Origin of the sequence: Streptomyces sp. NPDC004435, assembly GCF_042873895.1 — a bacterium.
In the GTDB taxonomy this organism is placed as follows: domain Bacteria; phylum Actinomycetota; class Actinomycetes; order Streptomycetales; family Streptomycetaceae; genus Streptomyces.
Genome location: NZ_JBIAMB010000004.1, coordinates 95,374 through 113,470, shown reverse-complemented (window position 1 = coordinate 113,470; position 18,097 = coordinate 95,374). Strand labels below are relative to the sequence as shown.

General features: G+C 71.8%; 21 protein-coding genes. 9 read left to right on the top strand and 12 right to left on the bottom strand.

The genetic code is table 11. From position 1 onward, the window contains the following. Positions 1-12: 12 nt before the first annotated feature. Positions 13-372 (bottom strand): NADH-quinone oxidoreductase subunit A, encoded by a 360-nt coding sequence (locus ACFYT9_RS08325; protein WP_007490928.1) that lies wholly within the window; start codon positions 370-372, stop codon positions 13-15. Positions 373-1,063: 691 nt separating this feature from the next. Here ACFYT9_RS08325 and ACFYT9_RS08320 point away from each other — a divergent pair. After that, positions 1,064-2,026 carry a C40 family peptidase gene (locus tag ACFYT9_RS08320; protein WP_376595977.1) on the top strand — a complete coding sequence of 321 codons (963 nt, stop codon included), beginning with the start codon at positions 1,064-1,066 and terminating at the stop codon, positions 2,024-2,026. 66 nt (positions 2,027-2,092) lie between these two features. Here the strand turns inward: ACFYT9_RS08320 and ACFYT9_RS08315 are convergent, their stop codons facing one another. The 4 genes from ACFYT9_RS08315 to ACFYT9_RS08300 form a co-directional block, all read right to left on the bottom strand. Further along, positions 2,093-3,331 carry an ABC transporter permease gene (locus ACFYT9_RS08315; protein WP_389161796.1) on the bottom strand — a complete coding sequence of 413 codons (1,239 nt, stop codon included), beginning with the start codon at positions 3,329-3,331 and terminating at the stop codon, positions 2,093-2,095. Beyond that, the gene (locus tag ACFYT9_RS08310; RefSeq protein ID WP_389162110.1) at positions 3,328-4,020 is read right to left on the bottom strand and encodes an ABC transporter ATP-binding protein; all 693 of its coding nucleotides are present in this window, start codon (positions 4,018-4,020) and stop codon (positions 3,328-3,330) included. The genes ACFYT9_RS08315 and ACFYT9_RS08310 overlap by 4 nt, the downstream gene beginning before the upstream one ends. A 65-nt stretch (positions 4,021-4,085) precedes the next feature. Continuing rightward, positions 4,086-5,582, bottom strand: coding sequence for a peptidoglycan-binding protein (locus ACFYT9_RS08305; RefSeq protein WP_389161794.1), 1,497 nt, complete (start codon positions 5,580-5,582; stop codon positions 4,086-4,088). Between the two features lie 33 nt (positions 5,583-5,615). Further along, positions 5,616-6,035, bottom strand: a complete 420-nt coding sequence (locus ACFYT9_RS08300; RefSeq protein WP_389161792.1) for a hypothetical protein — start codon at positions 6,033-6,035, stop codon at positions 5,616-5,618. A 437-nt stretch (positions 6,036-6,472) separates the two neighbouring features. Between ACFYT9_RS08300 and ACFYT9_RS08295 the strand changes: the two genes are divergently transcribed. Next, positions 6,473-6,886, top strand: coding sequence for a hypothetical protein (locus tag ACFYT9_RS08295; RefSeq protein WP_389161791.1), 414 nt, complete (start codon positions 6,473-6,475; stop codon positions 6,884-6,886). A 34-nt stretch (positions 6,887-6,920) separates the two neighbouring features. Continuing rightward, positions 6,921-7,886, top strand: coding sequence for a hypothetical protein (locus ACFYT9_RS08290; RefSeq protein WP_389161789.1), 966 nt, complete (start codon positions 6,921-6,923; stop codon positions 7,884-7,886). 80 nt (positions 7,887-7,966) lie between these two features. On the opposite strand, the gene ACFYT9_RS08285 is transcribed toward ACFYT9_RS08290, so the two are convergent. The 3 genes from ACFYT9_RS08285 to ACFYT9_RS08275 all read right to left on the bottom strand — a co-directional run bounded on the left by ACFYT9_RS08285 (position 7,967) and on the right by ACFYT9_RS08275 (position 10,684). Next, complete coding sequence (locus tag ACFYT9_RS08285) at positions 7,967-9,253, bottom strand: geranylgeranyl reductase family protein (protein ID WP_376595978.1); 1,287 nt, start codon at positions 9,251-9,253, stop codon at positions 7,967-7,969. Between the two features lie 82 nt (positions 9,254-9,335). Then, on the bottom strand, positions 9,336-9,908 hold the full coding sequence (locus ACFYT9_RS08280; protein ID WP_389161787.1) for a hypothetical protein: 573 nt from the start codon (positions 9,906-9,908) through the stop codon (positions 9,336-9,338). An 80-nt stretch (positions 9,909-9,988) separates the two neighbouring features. Continuing rightward, positions 9,989-10,684, bottom strand: a complete 696-nt coding sequence (locus ACFYT9_RS08275; RefSeq protein WP_387270965.1) for a demethylmenaquinone methyltransferase — start codon at positions 10,682-10,684, stop codon at positions 9,989-9,991. Between the two features lie 170 nt (positions 10,685-10,854). Between ACFYT9_RS08275 and ACFYT9_RS08270 the strand changes: the two genes are divergently transcribed. Further along, the gene (locus ACFYT9_RS08270; RefSeq protein ID WP_376595985.1) at positions 10,855-11,364 is read left to right on the top strand and encodes a SigE family RNA polymerase sigma factor; all 510 of its coding nucleotides are present in this window, start codon (positions 10,855-10,857) and stop codon (positions 11,362-11,364) included. A gap of 8 nt (positions 11,365-11,372) precedes the next feature. Continuing rightward, complete coding sequence (locus ACFYT9_RS08265; RefSeq protein ID WP_389161785.1) at positions 11,373-12,197, top strand: hypothetical protein; 825 nt, start codon at positions 11,373-11,375, stop codon at positions 12,195-12,197. Between the two features lie 13 nt (positions 12,198-12,210). On the opposite strand, the gene ACFYT9_RS08260 is transcribed toward ACFYT9_RS08265, so the two are convergent. From ACFYT9_RS08260 to ACFYT9_RS08250, 3 genes are all read right to left on the bottom strand, one after another. Continuing rightward, the gene (locus tag ACFYT9_RS08260; protein WP_389161784.1) at positions 12,211-12,810 is read right to left on the bottom strand and encodes a hypothetical protein; all 600 of its coding nucleotides are present in this window, start codon (positions 12,808-12,810) and stop codon (positions 12,211-12,213) included. A gap of 7 nt (positions 12,811-12,817) precedes the next feature. After that, complete coding sequence (mqnC, locus tag ACFYT9_RS08255; protein ID WP_376595982.1) at positions 12,818-14,017, bottom strand: cyclic dehypoxanthinyl futalosine synthase; 1,200 nt, start codon at positions 14,015-14,017, stop codon at positions 12,818-12,820. Between the two features lie 231 nt (positions 14,018-14,248). Further along, positions 14,249-15,115 (bottom strand): menaquinone biosynthetic enzyme MqnA/MqnD family protein, encoded by an 867-nt coding sequence (locus ACFYT9_RS08250; protein ID WP_376595983.1) that lies wholly within the window; start codon positions 15,113-15,115, stop codon positions 14,249-14,251. Between the two features lie 293 nt (positions 15,116-15,408). Here ACFYT9_RS08250 and ACFYT9_RS08245 point away from each other — a divergent pair, with 293 nt between their 5' ends. After that, positions 15,409-15,612, top strand: a complete 204-nt coding sequence (locus ACFYT9_RS08245) for a cold-shock protein (RefSeq protein WP_030758451.1) — start codon at positions 15,409-15,411, stop codon at positions 15,610-15,612. Positions 15,613-15,752: 140 nt separating this feature from the next. On the opposite strand, the gene ACFYT9_RS08240 is transcribed toward ACFYT9_RS08245, so the two are convergent. Continuing rightward, entirely contained in the window at positions 15,753-16,613 is an 861-nt protein-coding gene (locus ACFYT9_RS08240) for a M23 family metallopeptidase (RefSeq protein WP_389161781.1), read from the bottom strand. 138 nt (positions 16,614-16,751) lie between these two features. Between ACFYT9_RS08240 and ACFYT9_RS08235 the strand changes: the two genes are divergently transcribed. Genes ACFYT9_RS08235 through ACFYT9_RS08225 form a run of 3 tightly spaced genes read left to right on the top strand, consistent with a single transcriptional unit; the run spans position 16,752 to position 18,076 of the window. Then, positions 16,752-17,162, top strand: coding sequence for a DUF1992 domain-containing protein (locus tag ACFYT9_RS08235; RefSeq protein ID WP_376604756.1), 411 nt, complete (start codon positions 16,752-16,754; stop codon positions 17,160-17,162). Then, entirely contained in the window at positions 17,162-17,674 is a 513-nt protein-coding gene (locus ACFYT9_RS08230; RefSeq protein ID WP_389161779.1) for a DUF664 domain-containing protein, read from the top strand. Before ACFYT9_RS08235 ends, ACFYT9_RS08230 begins: the two co-directional genes overlap by 1 nt. A gap of 48 nt (positions 17,675-17,722) precedes the next feature. Beyond that, positions 17,723-18,076 carry an FG-GAP repeat domain-containing protein gene (locus tag ACFYT9_RS08225; RefSeq protein WP_389161777.1) on the top strand — a complete coding sequence of 118 codons (354 nt, stop codon included), beginning with the start codon at positions 17,723-17,725 and terminating at the stop codon, positions 18,074-18,076. The last annotated feature ends 21 nt before the right edge of the window (positions 18,077-18,097 follow it).

Below are 18,097 nucleotides of genomic sequence, written 5' to 3'. Positions count from 1 at the left end.
CTCCTCAGCCCCTCAGTCCCATTCCAGGCCGCCGCGCCGCCACACGTACGCGTAGGCGACGAAGACGGTGAGCACGAAGAGCAGCATCTCCACGAGCCCGAAAAGCCCCAGGGCGTCGAAGGTGACGGCCCAGGGGTAGAGGAAGACGATCTCGATATCGAAGATGATGAAGAGCATCGCCGTCAGGTAGTACTTGATCGGGAAGCGGCCTCCCCCGGCGGGAGTGGGCGTCGGTTCGATACCGCACTCGTATGCCTCAAGTTTCGCCCTGTTGTACCGCTTTGGCCCGATAAGCGTGGCCATGACCACGGAGAAGATCGCAAACCCCGCTCCCAGGGCACCGAGCACGAGGATGGGTGCGTACGCATTCACGCTCCTCGCTCCTTCCAGTCGTCCTTGACCGTTGGACCGCACTGTCGGCTCGCGGAGCCCCGCGGCGACCTCCGGGAAGATCGCCCACATGTGAGGCAGTTCACAAGCCCGACGTCCGCGTATCTTAAGCCCGCCCCTCTGTGATCTGCGACACGGGGGTCGCCAACGGATTTGTGATCTCTACCACCTGACGAAGGATCATGAAGTCGGATGAGCGGTGATCTTGTCGCGTGAAGCGCCCAGGTGATCACGAGGTGTGACATTCGGACCGGAAATCGCTGGTCGGAGCGGGTGGCCCTCTATCAAGAGATGGAGCATGCAAGCAAATTGGCAGTGGACGCATACGGGTGATATAGGCATCGGCGTCGCCCGTCCGAGGGGCCGGCGGGACGGAAGTGGACGTCTCGACTCCGTGTGCACGCGTTCACGAGACGGGCGTGTGACCTGCGCCACACCGTCGGAGCCCGAAAAAATCGGGGCTTGGCCATCCGTGTCAAGAGGTGGTAAGCGAAGGGCAATTCGGGCATCTCATCGAAAACCCATGATCAAGGGCGCAATGAACCTCGTCCGATTTGCCCGTTACGGCGTCAATAAGGGCGTCGGGGAAGCGGATTGTGGGGTTCCGGTCGTAACTGTGGCGCAACCCACGTTTCTTGAAGGGAACCGTGAAGCCCTGATAGCGGTTGTACCCATGTCCCACACCGCTCACATACCCAGCCACCGGAAGCCCCGCCGGAGCGCTTCGAAGCTCGCGCTCCGCGCCGGAGTTGCCGGTGGCGTCCTCAGCACCATCGCGGTGGCCGGTGCTGCCGGACCGGCGAATGCCGAGCCGGTGACCGAGACCATCGAGATGCCCACGCTGGGATCGCTCGGCACTGACCTCTCCAGCGCCGTGGCCGCCTCCGCCGAGGCGTCCCAGCAGGAGGCCCTCGGCCAGAGCCTGGAGGCCCAGGAGACCGCGGCCCTCCAGAAGGCCGCCAAGGAGGCCAAGAAGGCCAAGGCCGAGGCCGACCGCAAGGCCGAGGCCGAGCGCGCCGAGAAGGCCCGCCAGGAGGCCGAGGCGAAGGCCGAGCGCGAGCGCGCCGAGGCCGAGGCCCGCGCCGAGGCTCAGGCCCGCGCCTCCCGCGACAGCGCCCGCACCCAGCTGACCTCCACCTCGGCGTCTGACTCGTCCCGCTCATCCGGTTCGTCCGCCTCGGACTCGGGCTCCTCCTCCGGTTCGTCCTCCTCGGACTCGGGCTCCTCCGCCTCGGACTCGGGTTCGTCCTCCTCGGCCTCCGACTCGACGCAGGCCCCCTCCGGCACCGCCGCCGCGATCGTGGCCTTCGCCCGCGCCCAGGTCGGCGACGCGTACGTCACCGGTGGCACCGGCCCGAACTCGTGGGACTGCTCGGGTCTCGTGCAGGCCGCCTACGCCAACGCCGGCATCGACCTGCCGCGCATCTCGTACCAGCAGTCGAGCATGGGCAGCTCGGTCTCCCTGAGCAACCTCCAGCCGGGCGACATCCTCTACTGGGGCAGCCGCAGCGGCTCGTACCACGTCGCCATCTACGTCGGCGGCGGCAAGTACGTCGGCGCGCAGAACTCCTCCACCGGCGTCGTCGAGCGCTCGCTCGACTGGGACCCGCCGTCGGGCGCCGTGCGCCTTCTCTGATCGCGCGGAACACACGAAGGGCCGTCACTCCTCGGGGGAGCGACGGCCCTTCGGCGTTCCCGTGGGTCAGCGGCGGAGCGCCTCCGCGGGCTGGATCCTGGCGGCACGCCAGGCCGGGTACAGCCCCGCCGCCAGTCCCGTCACCAGACCGATCGCCGGAGCGGCGACGACCGTGGCCGGGTGCACCACCGGAGTCCACTCCCGGACCAGTGCCACCCCGATGACCGTACAGACCCCCAGCGCCGTGCCCACCAGGCCACCGACCGCGCCCAGAGCGCCCGATTCCGCCAGGAACTGGCCGGTGATGTGGCGGCCCCGGGCACCGAGTGCCCGGCGGAGCCCGATCTCGCCGGTCCGCTCCAGAACCGCCACCAGGGTCGTGTTGGCGATACCGACCGCGCCGATCACCAGGCATATCCCCGCGAGCAGCAGGAAGAGCTGGTCCAGATCGCCCGTCACCCCGGTCCGCAACGCCCTCGGATCCGGCGGCGGAACCGCCTTCAGGTACTCCGGGTGGTCAGGGCGCAGGGCCACCGGCGCCGCCTCGGCGACCTGCCGGGCCGCCCCCGTCTCCGTGGCGACCAGCATCCGGGCCGCACCCGGATCCGGCGGCCCCCACATCCGCTCAGCGGTGGTCCTGGGGACGCTCACCGACATCAGGACGTCCGGGCGGCGTTCGACGTCGTCCACGATGCCGGCCACCACGAAGGGCTCGTCCCCGATGAACACCGCCGGGCGGGTCTCCAAGGTGGTGATGCCGAGCCGGGCGGCGACCGCAGCCCCGAGGACCGCGACCGGCTGGGCCTTCTCGGAGGCGAACTCGTCGTAGAGACGGCCTTGGGCGAGGTGCGGAACGGCGGCCCGCAGAGCGCCCGGGGAGGCGGCGACCACGTCGACCGGGGTGCCGTCGGCTCCGTCGCCGACCGGCGCGGCGCGCACGGTGACGTCGGGACCGAGCCGGACCGTCCAGTAGACGCCGGCGGCCCGCACCCCGCCGAGCCGCTGGATCCGGGCGTCCGCGTCGGCGGGGAAGCCCGGCCCCGCGAACTCGTCCTGCTGCCGTGCCACGTCCTCCACCGTGACCTCGGTGGCGGACAGCAGGTCGAAGCGCGCGTCGATCTGCGAGGAGGTCGTCGCCGTGAGGCCGAGGATCGCGACGAAGGTGCCGACGCCGAGGACGGTGCCGAGGGCGGTGAGCAGCGAGCGGCCGGGACGCTGGAGCATGCCGGCGACCGCCTCGGAGAGAGTGTCGCGGGCGGTGAGGCGGGAGGGTTCGACGACGCGGGCGTCTCGACGGTTTCTCATACGGGGGTCCGCTCGTGATCGGCCCGGCGGTCGAGTTCGCCGAGAACGCCGTCCCGGATCGTCACCGTGCGGCCCGTGCGGGCGGCGACCTCGCCGTCGTGGGTGATGACGACGATCGTCATGCCGGAGGCGTGGAGTTCGCCGAGGAGGGAGAGAACCGTCTCCGCGTTGCCCGAGTCGAGGTTGCCCGTCGGCTCGTCGCAGAGCAACAGCGAGGGGCGGCCCGCGAGCGCGCGGGCGATGGCGACGCGCTGGCGCTCGCCGCCGGACAGGCGGCCGGGGAGGGCGTCGACCCGGTGGGCGAGCCCGACCCGCTCCAGCGCCTCCCGGGCCCGGACGCGGCGCTCGGCACGGGGCACGGCCGAGTACACCATCGACAGCATCACGTTCTCGGTGGCACTGCGGTGCGGCATCAGGTGAAACGCCTGGAACACGAAGCCGATGCGGCGCCCGCGCAGCGCGGTGCGGTCGGCGTCGGACAGCGCGGCCGTGTCGATGCCGTCGAGGAGGTACGTGCCCTCGGTGGGGGCGTCGAGGAGCCCCGCGACGTTCAGGAAGGTGGACTTGCCCGAGCCGGACGGCCCGACGACGGCCACGAACTCGCCCCGGAGGATGTCGAGTCGGCAGGGGCGCAGCGCGTGCACGGGAGGCGGGCCCGGATAGGTCAGCCCGACGCCGCGGAACGCCATGACGGGCGTGTCGGGGAGGGGTGCGGGCCGGGCCCGCGCCTCTCCTCGCCGCCGTGCGAAGGGCCTCACCCGGGCACCTCCCCGGACGCCCGCACGCCGGTGACGACCTCGGCGCCCTCCGCGAGGGTGCCGGCCGTGAGCGGGACGACCTCGGCATATCCGTCGCCCAGGGTGCCGGTCCGCACCTCCACGGGGGTGTGGCGCCCGTCCCCGGTCACGACGGTGACCAGCGTCCGGCCATCCGCGCCCGCCGACACGGCGGTGACGGGGACGACCAAGGCCTCGCCGTCGGTGGAGGCCGCCTCGATCGTCAGCCGTACGTCCTGGCCGGCCAGGGAGGCCGGGATCTCCTCGTCGGGGACGGCGGTGAAGAGGAAGCCCGTGGGGCCCTTCGCGAGGGCGGCGCCGTCCTGGCCGCCTTCTTCCCCGGTGACGTCCCCTGGCCCGTCGTCGGCGGAGGAGGGCGTGGTGGCGACGGTCGCGACCTCGGCGGTGAGCTCGGTGCCGGTCACCTCGTCGACGACCCGGACCTTCTGGCCCGGGCGGACCATGCCCTTCTGGTGGCCGAGGAGGTGGCCCCGGGCGAGGAGCCGGCCCGAGGAGAGGGTCAGCAGGGTGCCGGAGACCGGCGAGCCGGGGCGTACGTCGAGGGACGCGACCCGGGCGGGGAAGCGCTCCACGGTGACGACCTCGCCCGCCGGGACCATCGGCCCCGCGGCGGCCCACGCCCGGCCGAGTGCGGTACGGGCCTGGGTCAGGTCCTCGACCGCCCGGTCCCGGGACTTGCGGAGGCTCTTCCCCCGCCGCTCGTCCTCGTTCTCGGCGAGCGCGTCCTGGGAGTCCTCGACGGCCCGTTCGGCGGCCGTCACGGCGGCGGAGGCCGCGTCCAGTCCGGCGCCCCCGTCGTCCACCGCCGGGCGCGGTTCGTAGCCGGCGGCGGTGTAGAAGTCCTCCACCGCGGCCTTCGTCCCGGCCCCGTACGTGCCCTCCGGGTCACCGCCCCTGCCGTGGCCGAGACCGGCAAGCGCGGCTTGGAGCTGGGCCACGTCGTCGCCGGTCGCACCCGGCTTGAGATCGCGGTAGACGGGGAGAGGCCCGGGCAGGACGAAGAGCGGCCGGCCGGATATCTCCAGCAGGACCTGCCCCGGCCGGACCGCCGCACCGACGGCGAACGGCGTCTTGGTGACGACGGGCGCCCCGCCCTCGCCGCCCGGGACCACCGGCGCGACCGGCACCGTCTGCCCGGCCGCGACCGTGCCGCGCAGCACGACCGTCTCCCGCAGGACGCGCCGCTCGACGGGCGCGGTCAGCACGTCGGGGGGCGGCGGGGCGGCGTCGGCGGCGACCTGGGCGGGCGACTTGATCACGGTGCCGGCGAAGACGCCGGCGGCGGAGAGTCCGACGGCCCCGGCGACGAGCGCGGCGGTCCAGAGGCGGGCGCGGCGCGGGCCGGGGTGCGGGGCCGAGGTGTCGGTCCCGCCGCGTGTGCTGTCCGGAAGGGTGCCGCGGACGATGTCGCGGGTGCTGTCGCGCTCCGAGGCGGGGTCCGTTTCAGTGGCCATGTCCTTAGTACGCTCCCCTCTCCTCGCCGGGCCTCAGGCGGACTCGTCGCGGCACTTGACCATGAGGACACCGTCGTCCATGTCCGCTTCGATCTCACCGGTCCTCGGGTTCGGGTCGGGCCAGTCGGGGTAGCCGTTGCGCCGGTAGCACTCGGCGATCCTCTTCTGCTTCTCCCACACGGCCGGGTCGACGGGGAGTTCTGCCGGGACGAGGCTCTCGCACTTCTCCTGCGCCCTGAGGATGACGTCGGCCGGCACGTCGCGCATGGCGTCCTTGTCCACGGCCAGCGCTCCGGGATTCCGCTCCGTCACCTTCACGTCGTGCTCCCCGAGGCACTTCATGTACGGGTTGAACGCGGCCTCGATCGGGGTGATCTCGGGCTCCGAGGTGCACCCGGCGAGCACGACCCCGAGGGGGACGAGGAGCAGCGGCACGGCGAGCAGACGTCTCATCGGTCTAGGTCCTTCTGCCTTCTGCGGGGAGGCGTTCCCGGCGAGGTGGCCGCACCCTGGGCCGGCGGCGCGAGGCGCCTCCTCGGCCTGGCGCGGAAGAGATCGAACACGACGTACAGGTGATCGATCTGCGTCACTCTAGCCAGAGCAGAAAAGCCGCGTCACATCCCAACCGTCGTGCGGGATGAGCGCGTTACCCGCTTCCGTCCGAAGGAGAGCGGTACGGCCACGCGCTTCCCCTGGGCGACCTGACGAACTAGCCGAACATCCGTACGCCCCCGTCGGGGACAAACACCCAGGTGAGCGGCGCGGAACGCCCGATCGCCGCCTGTCCGCCATTCGGAATGGTTGACCAACCCCTCTGCGCTCACGTGGACTTCCCTGTCGACCAGCCCCGCTCCCGTGCGGTTCCCCGTCCTACCGAGAGGCAAGAACCCATGAAGAACACCACACTCCGTCGCGTCCTCGGCACGGTCGCCGCACTCGGAGCCCTCACCGCGGGCACGCTGGTCACCGCCGCGCCCGCGTCGGCCGCGAATAAGGACGGGTCCATGGACTCCGACGAGTTCGCCCTCTTCTTCCAGAGCGCCAATCCCTCCTCGTGGACGGACTTCGCCTATGACGAGTCCCTCCTGAGCAACGACCGCTTCATCACGCCCGGCCCCGGAAAGGACCAGGTCGTGGACAACAACGCCGAGTCGTACTTCAACTTCGACAACGTCACCTGGTACGTGTACACGGGCGCGGAGGCGAAGGGCACCGAGGGCTGGATCCCCGCGAAGGTGAGCGGCAACTTCTCCGGGAACTTCGTCAACCAGGTCTCCTCGATCTACGACAACGACGCCAACTGAGTCCCGACGCCCCACCCCGCCGCTGGAGTCCTTCATGCAGTTCCGCTCATCCCGTCCGGCCGGCGCGCTCCTGCTCGGCGCAGGGCTGCTGCTCACCGCCTGCTCGTCCGGTGAGCCGTCCGGCTCCCCCGAGACGGAGCCGCTGTCCGACCCGTCGAAGGTCTCCGTCGAACGGCTCGTGTACCCCCTGGATCCGTACCGGACGACGAAGGAGCAGATCCACAGCCTGGAGAAGGCGCAGGAACTGCTGACGGCGGACTGCATGAAGCGGTACGGGTTCGGCTACAAGACGGCAGCCCAGCCCCCGTCGCCGTCCGGCGGGACGTCGTACCGGTACGGCCTCGCGGACGAGAGGACGGCGGCCCGGTACGGGTACTCCAGGCCGGGTGTGTCCTCCGCTCAGAAGCGGCCGGAGGAGAGCCCCCTGTCACCTGACGAGCGGCTGGCGCTGGACGGGCCGCCTCCGAGGTCCACGCCTGGGGGTGGTCTCGAACGGCCCCCGCTCACTCTGGAGGCGCAGAGGAAGGCCGACAGCGGGCGGACGGTCAACGGCCGGAAGGTGCTGGTCGGCGGCTGCGGCCAGGAAGGTCACCTTCGGCTCTACGCGGAGAAGGAGAAGGGCGTGGACCTGCTGTTCGTCTTCGGCATGGAGTCCGAGGCGTTCACCCGGGCCCAGAACTCCCCGAAGGTCGCCGCGGCCATCAAGGCGTGGTCGGGCTGCATGGCGGAGAAGGGGTACCGGATTTCCGACCCCATGGAGTCGTCCAGGTCCCTCGGGCTGAACCCCGAATCCGAGGCCGACATGGGCAGCGCCAAGGCCATCGCCATCGCCAGACACGACGTCGCCTGCAAGAAGCAGGTGGACCTCGTGGCGCTCTGGTACAAGGCCGAGGTCGGCTTCCAGCGGGAGCTCATGGAGGAGCACGCGGAGCAACTGGCGCTGTTCAAGACCGAGATGGACGAGCGGATCAAGAAGGCCGCGGCCGTCAACGGCGGCTGAGCGGAGACGCCGTCTCCCTCCCGCGGAGAGAGACGGCGGACGGCCCCTCCCCGGGCGAGGGGAGGGGCCGTGTCACACCGTCAGGCCTTCGGGGCGACCTTCGAGAGGCCGTTGATGATGCGGTCCATCGCGTCGCCGCCCGTCGGGTCGGTGAGGTTGGCCAGCATCTTGAGGGTGAACTTCATCAGGACCGGGTGGGTCAGGCCGCGCTGGGTCGCGATCTTCATGACCTTCGGGTTGCCGATGAGCTTCACGAAGGCACGGCCCAGCGTGTAGTAGCCGCCGTAGGTGTCCTTGAGGATCCGGGGGTAGCTGAGCAGGGCGAGTTCGCGCTGGGCGGGAGTGGCGCGGGCGTGGGCCTGGACGATGACGTCGGCGGCGATCTGGCCGGACTCCATGGCGTAGGCGATGCCCTCGCCGTTGAACGGGTTGACCAGGCCGCCCGCGTCGCCGACCAGCAGCAGGCCCTTGGTGTAGTGCGGCTGGCGGTTGAAGGCCATCGGGAGGGCCGCGCCGCGGATCGGCGTCGTCATGTTGTCGGGGGTGAAGCCCCAGTCCTCCGGCATCGAGGCGCACCACGCCTTCAGCACCTCGCGCCAGTCCAGCTCGCGGAAGGCGGAGGAGGAGTTGAGGATGCCGAGGCCGACGTTGGAGGTGCCGTCGCCCATGCCGAAGATCCAGCCGTAGCCGGGCAGGAGGCGGTCCTCGGCGCCGCGCTTGTCCCACAGCTCCAGCCACGACTCCAGGTAGTCGTCGTCGTGCCGGGGGGTCGTGAAGTACGTGCGGACGGCGACGCCCATCGGCCGGTCCTCGCGCCGGTGCAGGCCCATGGCGAGGGAGAGGCGGGTGGAGTTGCCGTCGGCGGCGACGACCAGCGGGGCGTGGAAGGTGACGTCCGTCTTCTCCTCGCCGAGCTTGGCGTGGACGCCGGTGATCCGGCCGGTGCGGGCGTCGGTGACCGGGGCGCCGACGTTGCAGCGCTCGTACAGCCGGGCACCGGCCTTCTGCGCCTGCCGGGCCAGCAGTTCGTCGAAGTCGTCGCGCTTGCGGACCAGGCCGTAGTCCGGGTACGAGGCGAGGTCGGGCCAGTCGAGCTGGAGCCGGACGCCGCCGCCGATGATCCGCAGGCCCTTGTTCCGCAGCCAGCCGGCCTCTTCGGAGATGTCGATGCCCATGGAGACGAGCTGCTTGGTGGCACGCGGGGTCAGACCGTCGCCGCAGACCTTCTCGCGCGGGAAGGCCGTCTTCTCCAGGAGCAGCACGTCGAGCCCGGCCTTGGCCAGGTAGTACGCGGTGGTGGAGCCGGCCGGGCCCGCCCCGACGACGATCACATCAGCGCTGTGCTCGGAGAGGGGCTTCTCGGTCACGGCGAATCTCCCGAAAGGTCGGCGATGAGGGGTCGTAGGGAAGTCTAGGGCGGGCGGTGCGGAGCGGGGCGGAGGGGCGGCGCTACCGCTCCGGCTCCCAGGCCGCCGACGGCCAGGCGTACGCGTCGAAGCCGTCGGGGACCCGCCCGCAGGGCTCGTAGGCGGTCACCTCGTACGTGCCCGTCGGCGCGTACCAGTCGACGCCCACCGTCCTTCCCGTGCCGGGTTCCTCGAAGCGGAAGCCGCGGTCGGAGATGTTCTCGGAGGTGAGCTTCCACCCGGCGGCGGCCAGCCTGGCCCTCGTGCGGTCCTGGCCGGCCCGGGCCGCCGCCGCGGGCACGGCGCGCACCGCCCAGCGCAGCGCGAAGCTGTGGACGTCGGAGCGGGACTCGTCGATGTGGGCAATGGAGCGCAGGCCCCGGTAGTAGCAGCTGCCGGTCTCCACCCGGCCCTCGGCCGGCTCGGTGCCCGGCGGCAGCCCCGCCTCGTCGTACGCCCGCTGGGCCGCGTCCTTCAGCCGGGCCGCGGCCGCCTCCGGGTCGGCGGCCGGATAGGGGGAGCCGAACCACAGCGCGGCGGCGAGGACGGCGAGTCCGGCGGTCGTCGTGGCGAGGAGGGCCCGGCGGACGGGGCGGGAGGGACGGCGGAGGTTCATGGTCCGATCGTCCGGGGCCGCCGGCCCGCGCCGCATCGGCGCGGGTACTCAGCGGCGTACTCACCCGGGGCCCGCGCCCGCTACTCCGCCTTGAAGCCCCGGTGGAGGGCCACGATGCCGCCGGTCAGGTTGCGCCACGCGACCCTGGACCAGCCGGCCTTCTGGAGGAGCGCCGCCAGGGAGGGCTGGTCCGGCCAGGACTGGATGGACTCGGCGAGATAGACGTACGCGTCGGGGTTGGAGGAGACCGCGCGGGCCACCGGCGGCAGCGCGCGCATCAGGTACTCCTCGTACACCGTGCGGAACGGCGCCCACGTCGGGTGCGAGAACTCGGAGATGACGACCCGGCCGCCGGGCTTCGTGACCCGGTACAGCTCGCGCAGCGCCTGCTCGGTGTCCTGGATGTTGCGCAGGCCGAAGGAGATGGTGACCGCGTCGAAGACGTCGTCCCTGAACGGCAGCTTCGTGCCGTCGCCCGCGGTGAACGGCATCCACGGGTGGCGCTGCTTCCCGACCCGGAGCATGCCGAGCGAGAAGTCGCACGGGACGACGTACGCGCCCGCGCGCGCGAAGGGCTGCGAGGACGTGGCGGTGCCGGCGGCGAGGTCGAGGATCTTCTGCGCGGGGCGCGCGTCGACCGCCTTGGCGACCTCCTTGCGCCACCTGCGGTCCTGGCCGAGCGAGAGCACGTCGTTGGTGAGGTCGTAGTTGGCCGCCACGTCGTCGAACATGGAGGCGACTTCGTGCGGCTGTTTGTCCAGGTTGGCTCGGGTCACGGGACCCATTCAAGCAGCCGCCCGAATCTCTTCCCGTACCGCTTCAACCTTTCGGGCCCGGGGGCTCTCAAGGACGGTCGAACACACCGGACGAAGGCGAGGAGAGCGGGAGTGCGATGGCAGTGTCGACCGAAGTGAGACCCGGACCGGCGACGGGAGGGGGTGTGGCGATGGACGTGGCGTCGGAGGCCGGCTTCGAGGAGTTCGCGCGCTCCGCCCAGCAGCGGCTGTACCGGACGGCCTACCTGCTCTGCGGGAACGTGGAGGGCGCGCGGGACCTGACCCAGACCACGCTGGCCAAGCTGTACCAGCACTGGCGGCGGGCGGGCGCGGCCGACCATCCGCACGCCTACGCGAAGACGGTGCTGACCCGCACCTTCCTGGCGGAGCGGCGGCGCGGACTCCGGGATCTGCTCGCGCTCACCCGGAGCGGCGGCACGCTGCCGGAGCCCGCCACCGACCACACCGACCTGCGCGTCACGCTGCTCGCCGCGCTGGCCGAGCTGCCGCCGAGGGCGCGGGCGATGGTCGTGCTGCGCTACTGGGACGACCAGAGCGTGGCGTCCGTGGCCTCGCTGCTCCGGTGCAGCGAGGCCACCGTCAAGAGCCAGTGCTCGCGTTCCCTCGCCCGACTCCGCGTACGCCTGGCCGGTGCCGGGCTCTCGATCCCCGAAAGCTGAGGTACGCCGTGGACATCGAAGAAACCGTTGCGCTCCGCGACGCCATGGACCGGACGGCCGAGGGGCTTCCGCCCCTGCCGGACCTCGCGCCACTGGCCGTGCGCCAGGGGCGCAGGCGGCGGGCCCGGGCCCGGCTCGCCGTCGCGACGACCGCCTTCGGCGCTGTCACCGCGGGGGCCCTCGGGCTCACGCTGCTGCCGGGGGGCGAGCCCGCGCCGGCGATGCCGGGCGCGGTGCCCGCGGCGCCCGGGACGTCGTCCCCGGCGCCGGGGACCAGCTATCCGCCGGTGGTCGTGGAGGCGACGCCGGGCGTCACCCCGCCCGACAACCCCGACGGCCTGTCCGCGGCCGAGCGGGAGCGGCACGCGCAGCACCAGCAGCGCGTCGCGGCGCTCCTCGACGAGCTGCTGCCCCCGGAGGTCACGGAGATCCGGCCGGTCAAGGACGAGGTGGCCGTCTACCGGATCGCGGCGGGCGGCGAGACCTTCCGCATGACGGTGTCGGTGCGGCCGTCCGACGAGCCGCTCGCGCCCTGCCCGGAGAACCTGCCGAAGGACAAGGGGGTCTGCGAGACCGTCACCTTCGACGGGGACAGGGAGGCACGGCTGATCGCGATGCCGGTGAACGAGCTGGACACGATCGGCTCGGCGGTGTCGTTCCGGTACGGGAGGAGCATGGTCCGGATCACGGTCGACCCCGCGGCCGTGTCGGCGCCGGTGACGCCGCACCGGCTGCTCGACATCGCCGGGGACCCGCGCTTCCTCGCCCTGGTGGAGGACGCGGACGCGCGGCCGGTGGAGACCGAGGCGGCGCCGCCCGTCGTGGGCGGGTGACTCCGCCCGGTTCTCAGCGCGCCCGGTAGACCAGCCGCCCCTCGACGACCGTCGCCACGCACGTCGACGCGCCCCGGCGGACCAGCGCCGCCGTGTCGGGGACGTCGAAGACGGCGAAGCGGGCCGGGGCGCCGGGGGTCAGGCGCGGGAGCAGGATGAGCGGGGTCGGGGAGAGCGCCGGCGGGCCGGGGAGGACGTCCGGGCGGCGGCCGACGGCGAGGCCGGCGCGGCGGACCGCGTCGGCGGCGGCCCGGGCGCGCAGTTCGCCGGCGACCGCGACGGTGCCGTGCGCGAGCATCCGCTGGACCCCGCGCCGCGTGCTGGCGCCGAGCCGGGCGGGGTCGGCGCGGAAGAGCTCGGCGGCCCGCTCCCCGGTGATCGGCGCGGTGCCGTACGCGTCGGCCTCGCGCGGGTCCGGGTGGTAGGTCCGCTCCAGGAGTTCGGGGGCGTACGGATTGAGCAGGCCGGGCGTGAGGATGCCGGGCCAGCGGCGGAGGCGGGCTTCCTGGTTCGCCTCCGCCAGCTCCTCGTACGGGCCGACGGCGGCGATCCGGGCGCCGTCGACGAGGACCGCGGTCTCCGGCGATGCCTCGGCGACGTGCAGGGTCAGCAACGGGGCCTCAGTTCGCGTCGAGGAGCTTCAGCTCGGGGTGGGCGGTGCCGCCCTCGATGGCCACGGACGAGATGTGCGAGGCGACGCGGTCGTCGACCGGGTCGTTCGCCGGGTCGTCGTGGACGGCCAGGTGCTCGTAGGTGGTGGAGCGCTGGGCGGGGACGCGGCCGGCCTTGCGGATCAGGTCGATGATCTCCAGGCGGTTGGAGCGGTGCTTGGCTCCGGCGGAGGAGACGACGTTCTCCTCCAGCATGATCGAGCCGAGGTCGTCGGCGCCGTAGTGCAGGGAGAGCTGGCCGACCTCCTTGCCGGTGGTCAGCCAGGAGCCCTGGATGTGGGCGATGTTGTCGAGGAAGAGCCGGGCGATCGCGATCATGCGCAGGTACTCGAAGAGCGTGGCCTGCGTACGGCCCTTGAGGTGGTTGTTCTCGGGCTGGTACGTGTACGGGATGAAGGCCCGGAAGCCGCCCGTCCGGTCCTGCGTGTCGCGGATCATCCGCAGGTGCTCGATCCGCTCGGCGTTGGTCTCGCCGGTGCCCATGAGCATGGTGGAGGTGGACTCGACGCCCAGCTTGTGGGCGATCTCCATGATCTCCAGCCAGCGCTCGCCGGACTCCTTGAGCGGCGCGATGGCCTTGCGGGGGCGCTCCGGGAGGAGCTCCGCGCCCGCGCCGGCGAAGGAGTCGAGGCCGGCGGCGTGGATGCGGCTGATGGCCTCCTCGACGGAGACTCCGGAGATGCGCGCCATGTGCTCGACCTCGGAGGCGCCGAGGGAGTGGATGACGAGCTGGGGGAAGTCCTTCTTGATGGCGGCGAAGTGCTTCTCGTAGTACTCGACGCCGTAGTCCGGGTGGTGGCCGCCCTGGAACATGATCTGGGTGCCGCCGAGCTCGACGGTCTCCGCGCAGCGGCGCAGGATGTCGTCGAGGTCGCGGGTCCAGCCCTTCTTCGTGTCCTTGGGGGCCGCGTAGAAGGCGCAGAACTTGCAGGCCGTCACGCAGACGTTGGTGTAGTTGATGTTCCGCTCGATGATGTACGTCGCGATGTGCTCGGTACCGGCGTAGCGGCGTCGGCGCACGGCGTCGGCGGCGGCGCCGAGGGCGTGCAGGGGCGCCGAGCGGTACAGGTCGAGCGCCTCCTCGGGGGTGATCCGGCCACCCGCGGCGGCACGGTCGAGAACGGACTGCGGGTCGGCCTTCTCGGTCACCGTTTCGTCCCTTTCGGAGGGTTGCTGACAGACCGCACCAGCGTACGCCAGCGGGGGTGCGGGACCGGGGCGGGGTCCGCGGCGGCATGAATTTCCTATGAACGCCTCGTGGCGCGAATCCGGTGAAGGGAATGCGGAGATGCGGCAGGCCCCCCGGAAGGGAATTGCGGGGACGAATTGCCCCGGTGCGGCGATGGCCCCCGGGCGGCGATAGCGGGGTGCCGACGCGGCCTATTCCCTCGGCAGAAGATCGACCGTCACGTCCGCCGGAAATCCGGTCGTCGGTCCGGTGCGGCGGGCGAACTCCCGCACTCCGGCGAGTTGCTCGGGGCCGAAGCGGAAGTCGAGCGTGCGGAAGTAGCGCTCCAGCAGCTCGGCGTCGAATGCCTCCCAGCGGGCGGCCTGTTCGGCGACCTTGGTGACCTCGTCGAGGGAGAGGTCGCGGGAGGCGAGGAAGGCGCGGTGGACGTCGTGGACGGTCTCCGGCTCGCGGGCCAGATAGTCCTTGCGGGCGGCCCAGACGGCGAAGACGAAGGGCAGTCCCGTCCACTCCTTCCACATCAGGCCGAGGTCGTGGACCTGGAGCCCGAGCCGGGGCGCGTCGTGCAGCGAGGCGCGCAGGGCGGCGTCGCCGATGAGGACGGCCGCCTCGGCCTCCTGCATCATCAGCCCCAGGTCGGGCGGGCAGGTGTAGTACGCCGGCGCGACCCCGTACCGCTCGGAGAGCAGCAGCTGGGCGAGGCGGACCGAGGTGCGGGAGGTGGAGCCGAGCGCGACGCGGGCGCCGTCCAGCTCCTCCAGGGGCCGCTGGGAGACGATCACGCAGGACATGACGGGACCGTCGCAGCCGACGGCGATGTCGGGGAGCGCGACGAGCCGGTCGGCGTTGCGGAGGTACTCGACGAGGGTGATCGGGCCGATGTCGAGACCGCCCCGGACGAGCCGCTCGCTCAGCTTCTCCGGGGTGTCCTTGGTCAGCTCCAGATCGAGGAGCGTCCCGGTCCTGGCGAGGCCCCAGTAGAGGGGCAGGCAGTTCAGGAACTGGATGTGCCCGACGCGGGGCCGGCTGCGCTGGTGCTCGTCGTTCGCATGGTCCACATCGCGAGGTTAGACCCGTCTCGTACGGTGGACATCGCCGGGGGACTTCCGGGGACATCCGTGTCTCGACGGGCACGGGCCGTCAGCACGTCAGGGCCCTATCAAACATGCGGGTGACGTGATCTTTCCCTCTATCGCGTCGCGCACGCTGCGTGCTACGCTCGACGCAAGTTGCAGTTTGGTTTCCCTTGCAGTACAGAGCCTGCGGAGCATGTGACCCGCAGGCTTTTGTAGTTTTCAGACTTGTTTGCAGGTTCTGGAGCAGGGCGACCCTTTGGCCCATAGGAGGGCTCATGGCTACCGGAACCGTCAAGTGGTTCAACGCTGAAAAGGGCTTTGGCTTCATCGCCCAGGAAGGCGGCGGCCCGGATGTCTTCGTCCACTACTCCGCGATCAACGCGAACGGCTTCCGCTCGCTTGAGGAGAACCAGGCGGTGAGCTTCGACGTCACCCAGGGCCCGAAGGGTCCGCAGGCGGAGAACGTCACCACGATCTGAACGCCGTAGTGGCGATCGCGATCTTCTAGAGCAGTACCCAAGGAGCCCCGCTCCGTGCCGCAGGTGCGGCACGAGCGGGGCTCCTGCCCGTTCGCGGGACGCCGCCCAAGCGCCGTTTCCCGGGCGGCGGGCGCCACCGGTCAGCAGTTCGGGATCACCGTGCCGTTGTTGTCGCGGGCCTCGTCGTTGCCCCAGCGGGACAGGTAGTAGGCGGAGACGTACGCGCCGTAGCCGTTCTTCCCGGGGTGGACGGTGTCGAGGTCGGTGCGGAGCCACCAGTGGTTGTAGTTGCCGGAGGCGTCCCGGATCTCCTGGCCCCACACCTTGCAGTAGACGTAGTTCGTGCCGGCGTTCAGCACGCCCTGGGGGTCTGCGGTGCCGGCGGAGGCATAGCCGGTGGCGTGGGCGAAGGTGTCCACCCAGTACTTCCCCCCGCCCCCGCCCGAGCAGCCGTTGTCGCTGGTCAGGTGCTTGGAGCCGTACGAGCCGGGGTAGGGCGCGAGCGAGGCGCCGTTGATCACGATGGACTGGCCGACGCCGTTGTACAGCTGCTCGTAGTGGATGTGGGCGCCGGAGCTGTTGCCCGTGGAGCCGGTGGTGCCGATCTGCTGGCCCTGGGAGACGGCGGCGCCGTCGGCCACCGAGTAGGCGGTCAGGTGGAAGTAGTACGTCTTCCAGCCGCCGCCGTGGTCGACCACGATGTAGTTCCCGGCGCCGGAGGGCTGCGCGTGGCGGTAGGCGGTGCCGGCGGCCGAGGCCAGGACCGGGGCGCCGGCCGTGGCGCCGCCGTCGGAGCGGACGAAGTCGAGCGCCTGGCGGACCTCGGCGGAGTGGTGGCTGTAGGTCCACTTCTGGCCGCAGGGGAACGGGGCCTTGAAGAGCGGCGCGGCATGGGCGGTGCCCGCGGTGCCGAGGACGGTGAGCAGCCCCGCGAGGAGCGCGAGGAGGGCGCCGAGGGCGGGGATCCTGGCGGCGGGGCGAGTCGTACGCGGGTGACGCATGGGTCCTCCGTTGCGTGAGGAGACAGGGGTTTACGCGCGTTGACCGAGCAGTGACGGACCACAGGGTGCCGGAAGTCCGGGCGGGGCAGTAGACCGCCTCCCTCCCCGCGCACCGGCTCCGCTCCGTACGCTGGACACATGACCGAACGGAAACCGCCGGGTGTCAGCTTCGAGTCCTTCGTCGACAAGCAGATCCGGGAGGCGTCCGAGCGCGGCGACTTCCGGAAGCTCGCGGGCTTCGGCAAGCCGCTGCCGAACGACGCCGCGCCCTACGACGAGCTGTGGTGGATCAAGCAGAAGATGCACCGCGAGGGCATGTCGTCGCTGCCGCCCGCGCTCCAGCTGCGCAAGGAGGCCGAGGACGCGGCCGCGGCGGTCCTGGAGGCCGTCTCGGAGGGCCAGGTCCGGCGGATCCTCGGCGAGATCAACACCAAGATCGCGGAAGCCCTGCGCCGCCCGCCGGCCGGTCCGCCGCTGAACCTGACGCCCTTCGACGTCGAGGCGGAGCTGACCCGGTGGCGGGAGGCGCGCGACCCCGAGGGGGCGTGATGAACAGTGCCGGTCTGCTGCTCGACTGCTTCGGCCGGATCCGGGACGCCGTCCACGAGGCCGTGACGGGTCTCGGCGAGGAGGAGCTGGCCGCCCGGATCGATCCGGACGCCAACTCGGTCGCCTGGCTCGTCTGGCACCTCACCCGCGTCCAGGACGACCACCTGGCGGGGGCCTTCGGTACGGAGCAGCTGTGGCGCTCCGACGGCTGGCGGGACCTCTTCGGGCTGCCGTTCCCGCCCGCCGCGACCGGCTACGGCCACACGTCCGCCCAGGTCGGGGCCGTACGCGCGCCCGCCGAGCTCTTGCTCGGCTACCACGACGCCGTGCACGAGCGGACGGCCGCGCTGCTGGCGCCGGTGACGAACGCGGACCTGGACCGGGTCGTCGACCCGGCCTGGGACCCGCCGGTGACGCTGGGCGTCCGGCTGGTCTCGGTGATCGCGGAGGACCTCCAGCACGCGGGGCAGGCGGGGTACGTGCGGGGGGTGGTGGAGCGGGGGACCGCGTAGACCCTCCGGGCGGACACCGGCGATCTCGCCAAGCCCTTCGGGGCCCGGGTGCGGATCGGCGGCGGCTGGGGCGTCTACAACGAGCTCGCCGCCGTCGGGAACATCGCCGGCACGGCCGCCGGGGACCTCGTCGCCCGGGACACGGCCGGTGTCCTCTGGCTCTACCAGGGCGACGGCAAGGGCAAGTCCCTCTCCCGCGTGAAGGTCGGCGGCGTCTGGAACGCGTTCAGCCGGCTCGTCGGCGCCGGCGACGTGAACGGCGACGGACGCCCCGACCTTCTCGCGTACGGGGCGGGCGGCACGTACGTGTACCGCTCGACGGGTGTCACGAGCAGCCCGTTCACCCGGCAGAACACGACGCTGTACGCGGGCGGGGGCAACACGTTCACGAGCGTGTCCTGAGCGTGCGCCCCGGCCGGGCGG

Bases quoted from the DNA above. Each gene is read 5' to 3' on its own strand.
- ACFYT9_RS08310 (WP_389162110.1), bottom strand. From the start codon at position 4,020: ATGGCGTTCCGCGGCGTCGGGCTGACCTATCCGGGCCCGCCTCCCGTG.
- ACFYT9_RS08300 (WP_389161792.1), bottom strand. From the start codon at position 6,035: ATGAGACGTCTGCTCGCCGTGCCGCTGCTCCTCGTCCCCCTCGGGGTC.
- ACFYT9_RS08320 (WP_376595977.1), top strand. From the start codon at position 1,064: ATGTCCCACACCGCTCACATACCCAGCCACCGGAAGCCCCGCCGGAGC.
- ACFYT9_RS08245 (WP_030758451.1), top strand. From the start codon at position 15,409: ATGGCTACCGGAACCGTCAAGTGGTTCAACGCTGAAAAGGGCTTTGGC.
- ACFYT9_RS08315 (WP_389161796.1), bottom strand. From the start codon at position 3,331: ATGAGAAACCGTCGAGACGCCCGCGTCGTCGAACCCTCCCGCCTCACC.
- ACFYT9_RS08270 (WP_376595985.1), top strand. From the start codon at position 10,855: ATGGACGTGGCGTCGGAGGCCGGCTTCGAGGAGTTCGCGCGCTCCGCC.
- ACFYT9_RS08280 (WP_389161787.1), bottom strand. From the start codon at position 9,908: ATGAACCTCCGCCGTCCCTCCCGCCCCGTCCGCCGGGCCCTCCTCGCC.
- ACFYT9_RS08295 (WP_389161791.1), top strand. From the start codon at position 6,473: ATGAAGAACACCACACTCCGTCGCGTCCTCGGCACGGTCGCCGCACTC.
- ACFYT9_RS08235 (WP_376604756.1), top strand. From the start codon at position 16,752: ATGACCGAACGGAAACCGCCGGGTGTCAGCTTCGAGTCCTTCGTCGAC.
- ACFYT9_RS08290 (WP_389161789.1), top strand. From the start codon at position 6,921: ATGCAGTTCCGCTCATCCCGTCCGGCCGGCGCGCTCCTGCTCGGCGCA.
- ACFYT9_RS08240 (WP_389161781.1), bottom strand. From the start codon at position 16,613: ATGCGTCACCCGCGTACGACTCGCCCCGCCGCCAGGATCCCCGCCCTC.
- ACFYT9_RS08230 (WP_389161779.1), top strand. From the start codon at position 17,162: ATGAACAGTGCCGGTCTGCTGCTCGACTGCTTCGGCCGGATCCGGGAC.
- ACFYT9_RS08305 (WP_389161794.1), bottom strand. From the start codon at position 5,582: ATGGCCACTGAAACGGACCCCGCCTCGGAGCGCGACAGCACCCGCGAC.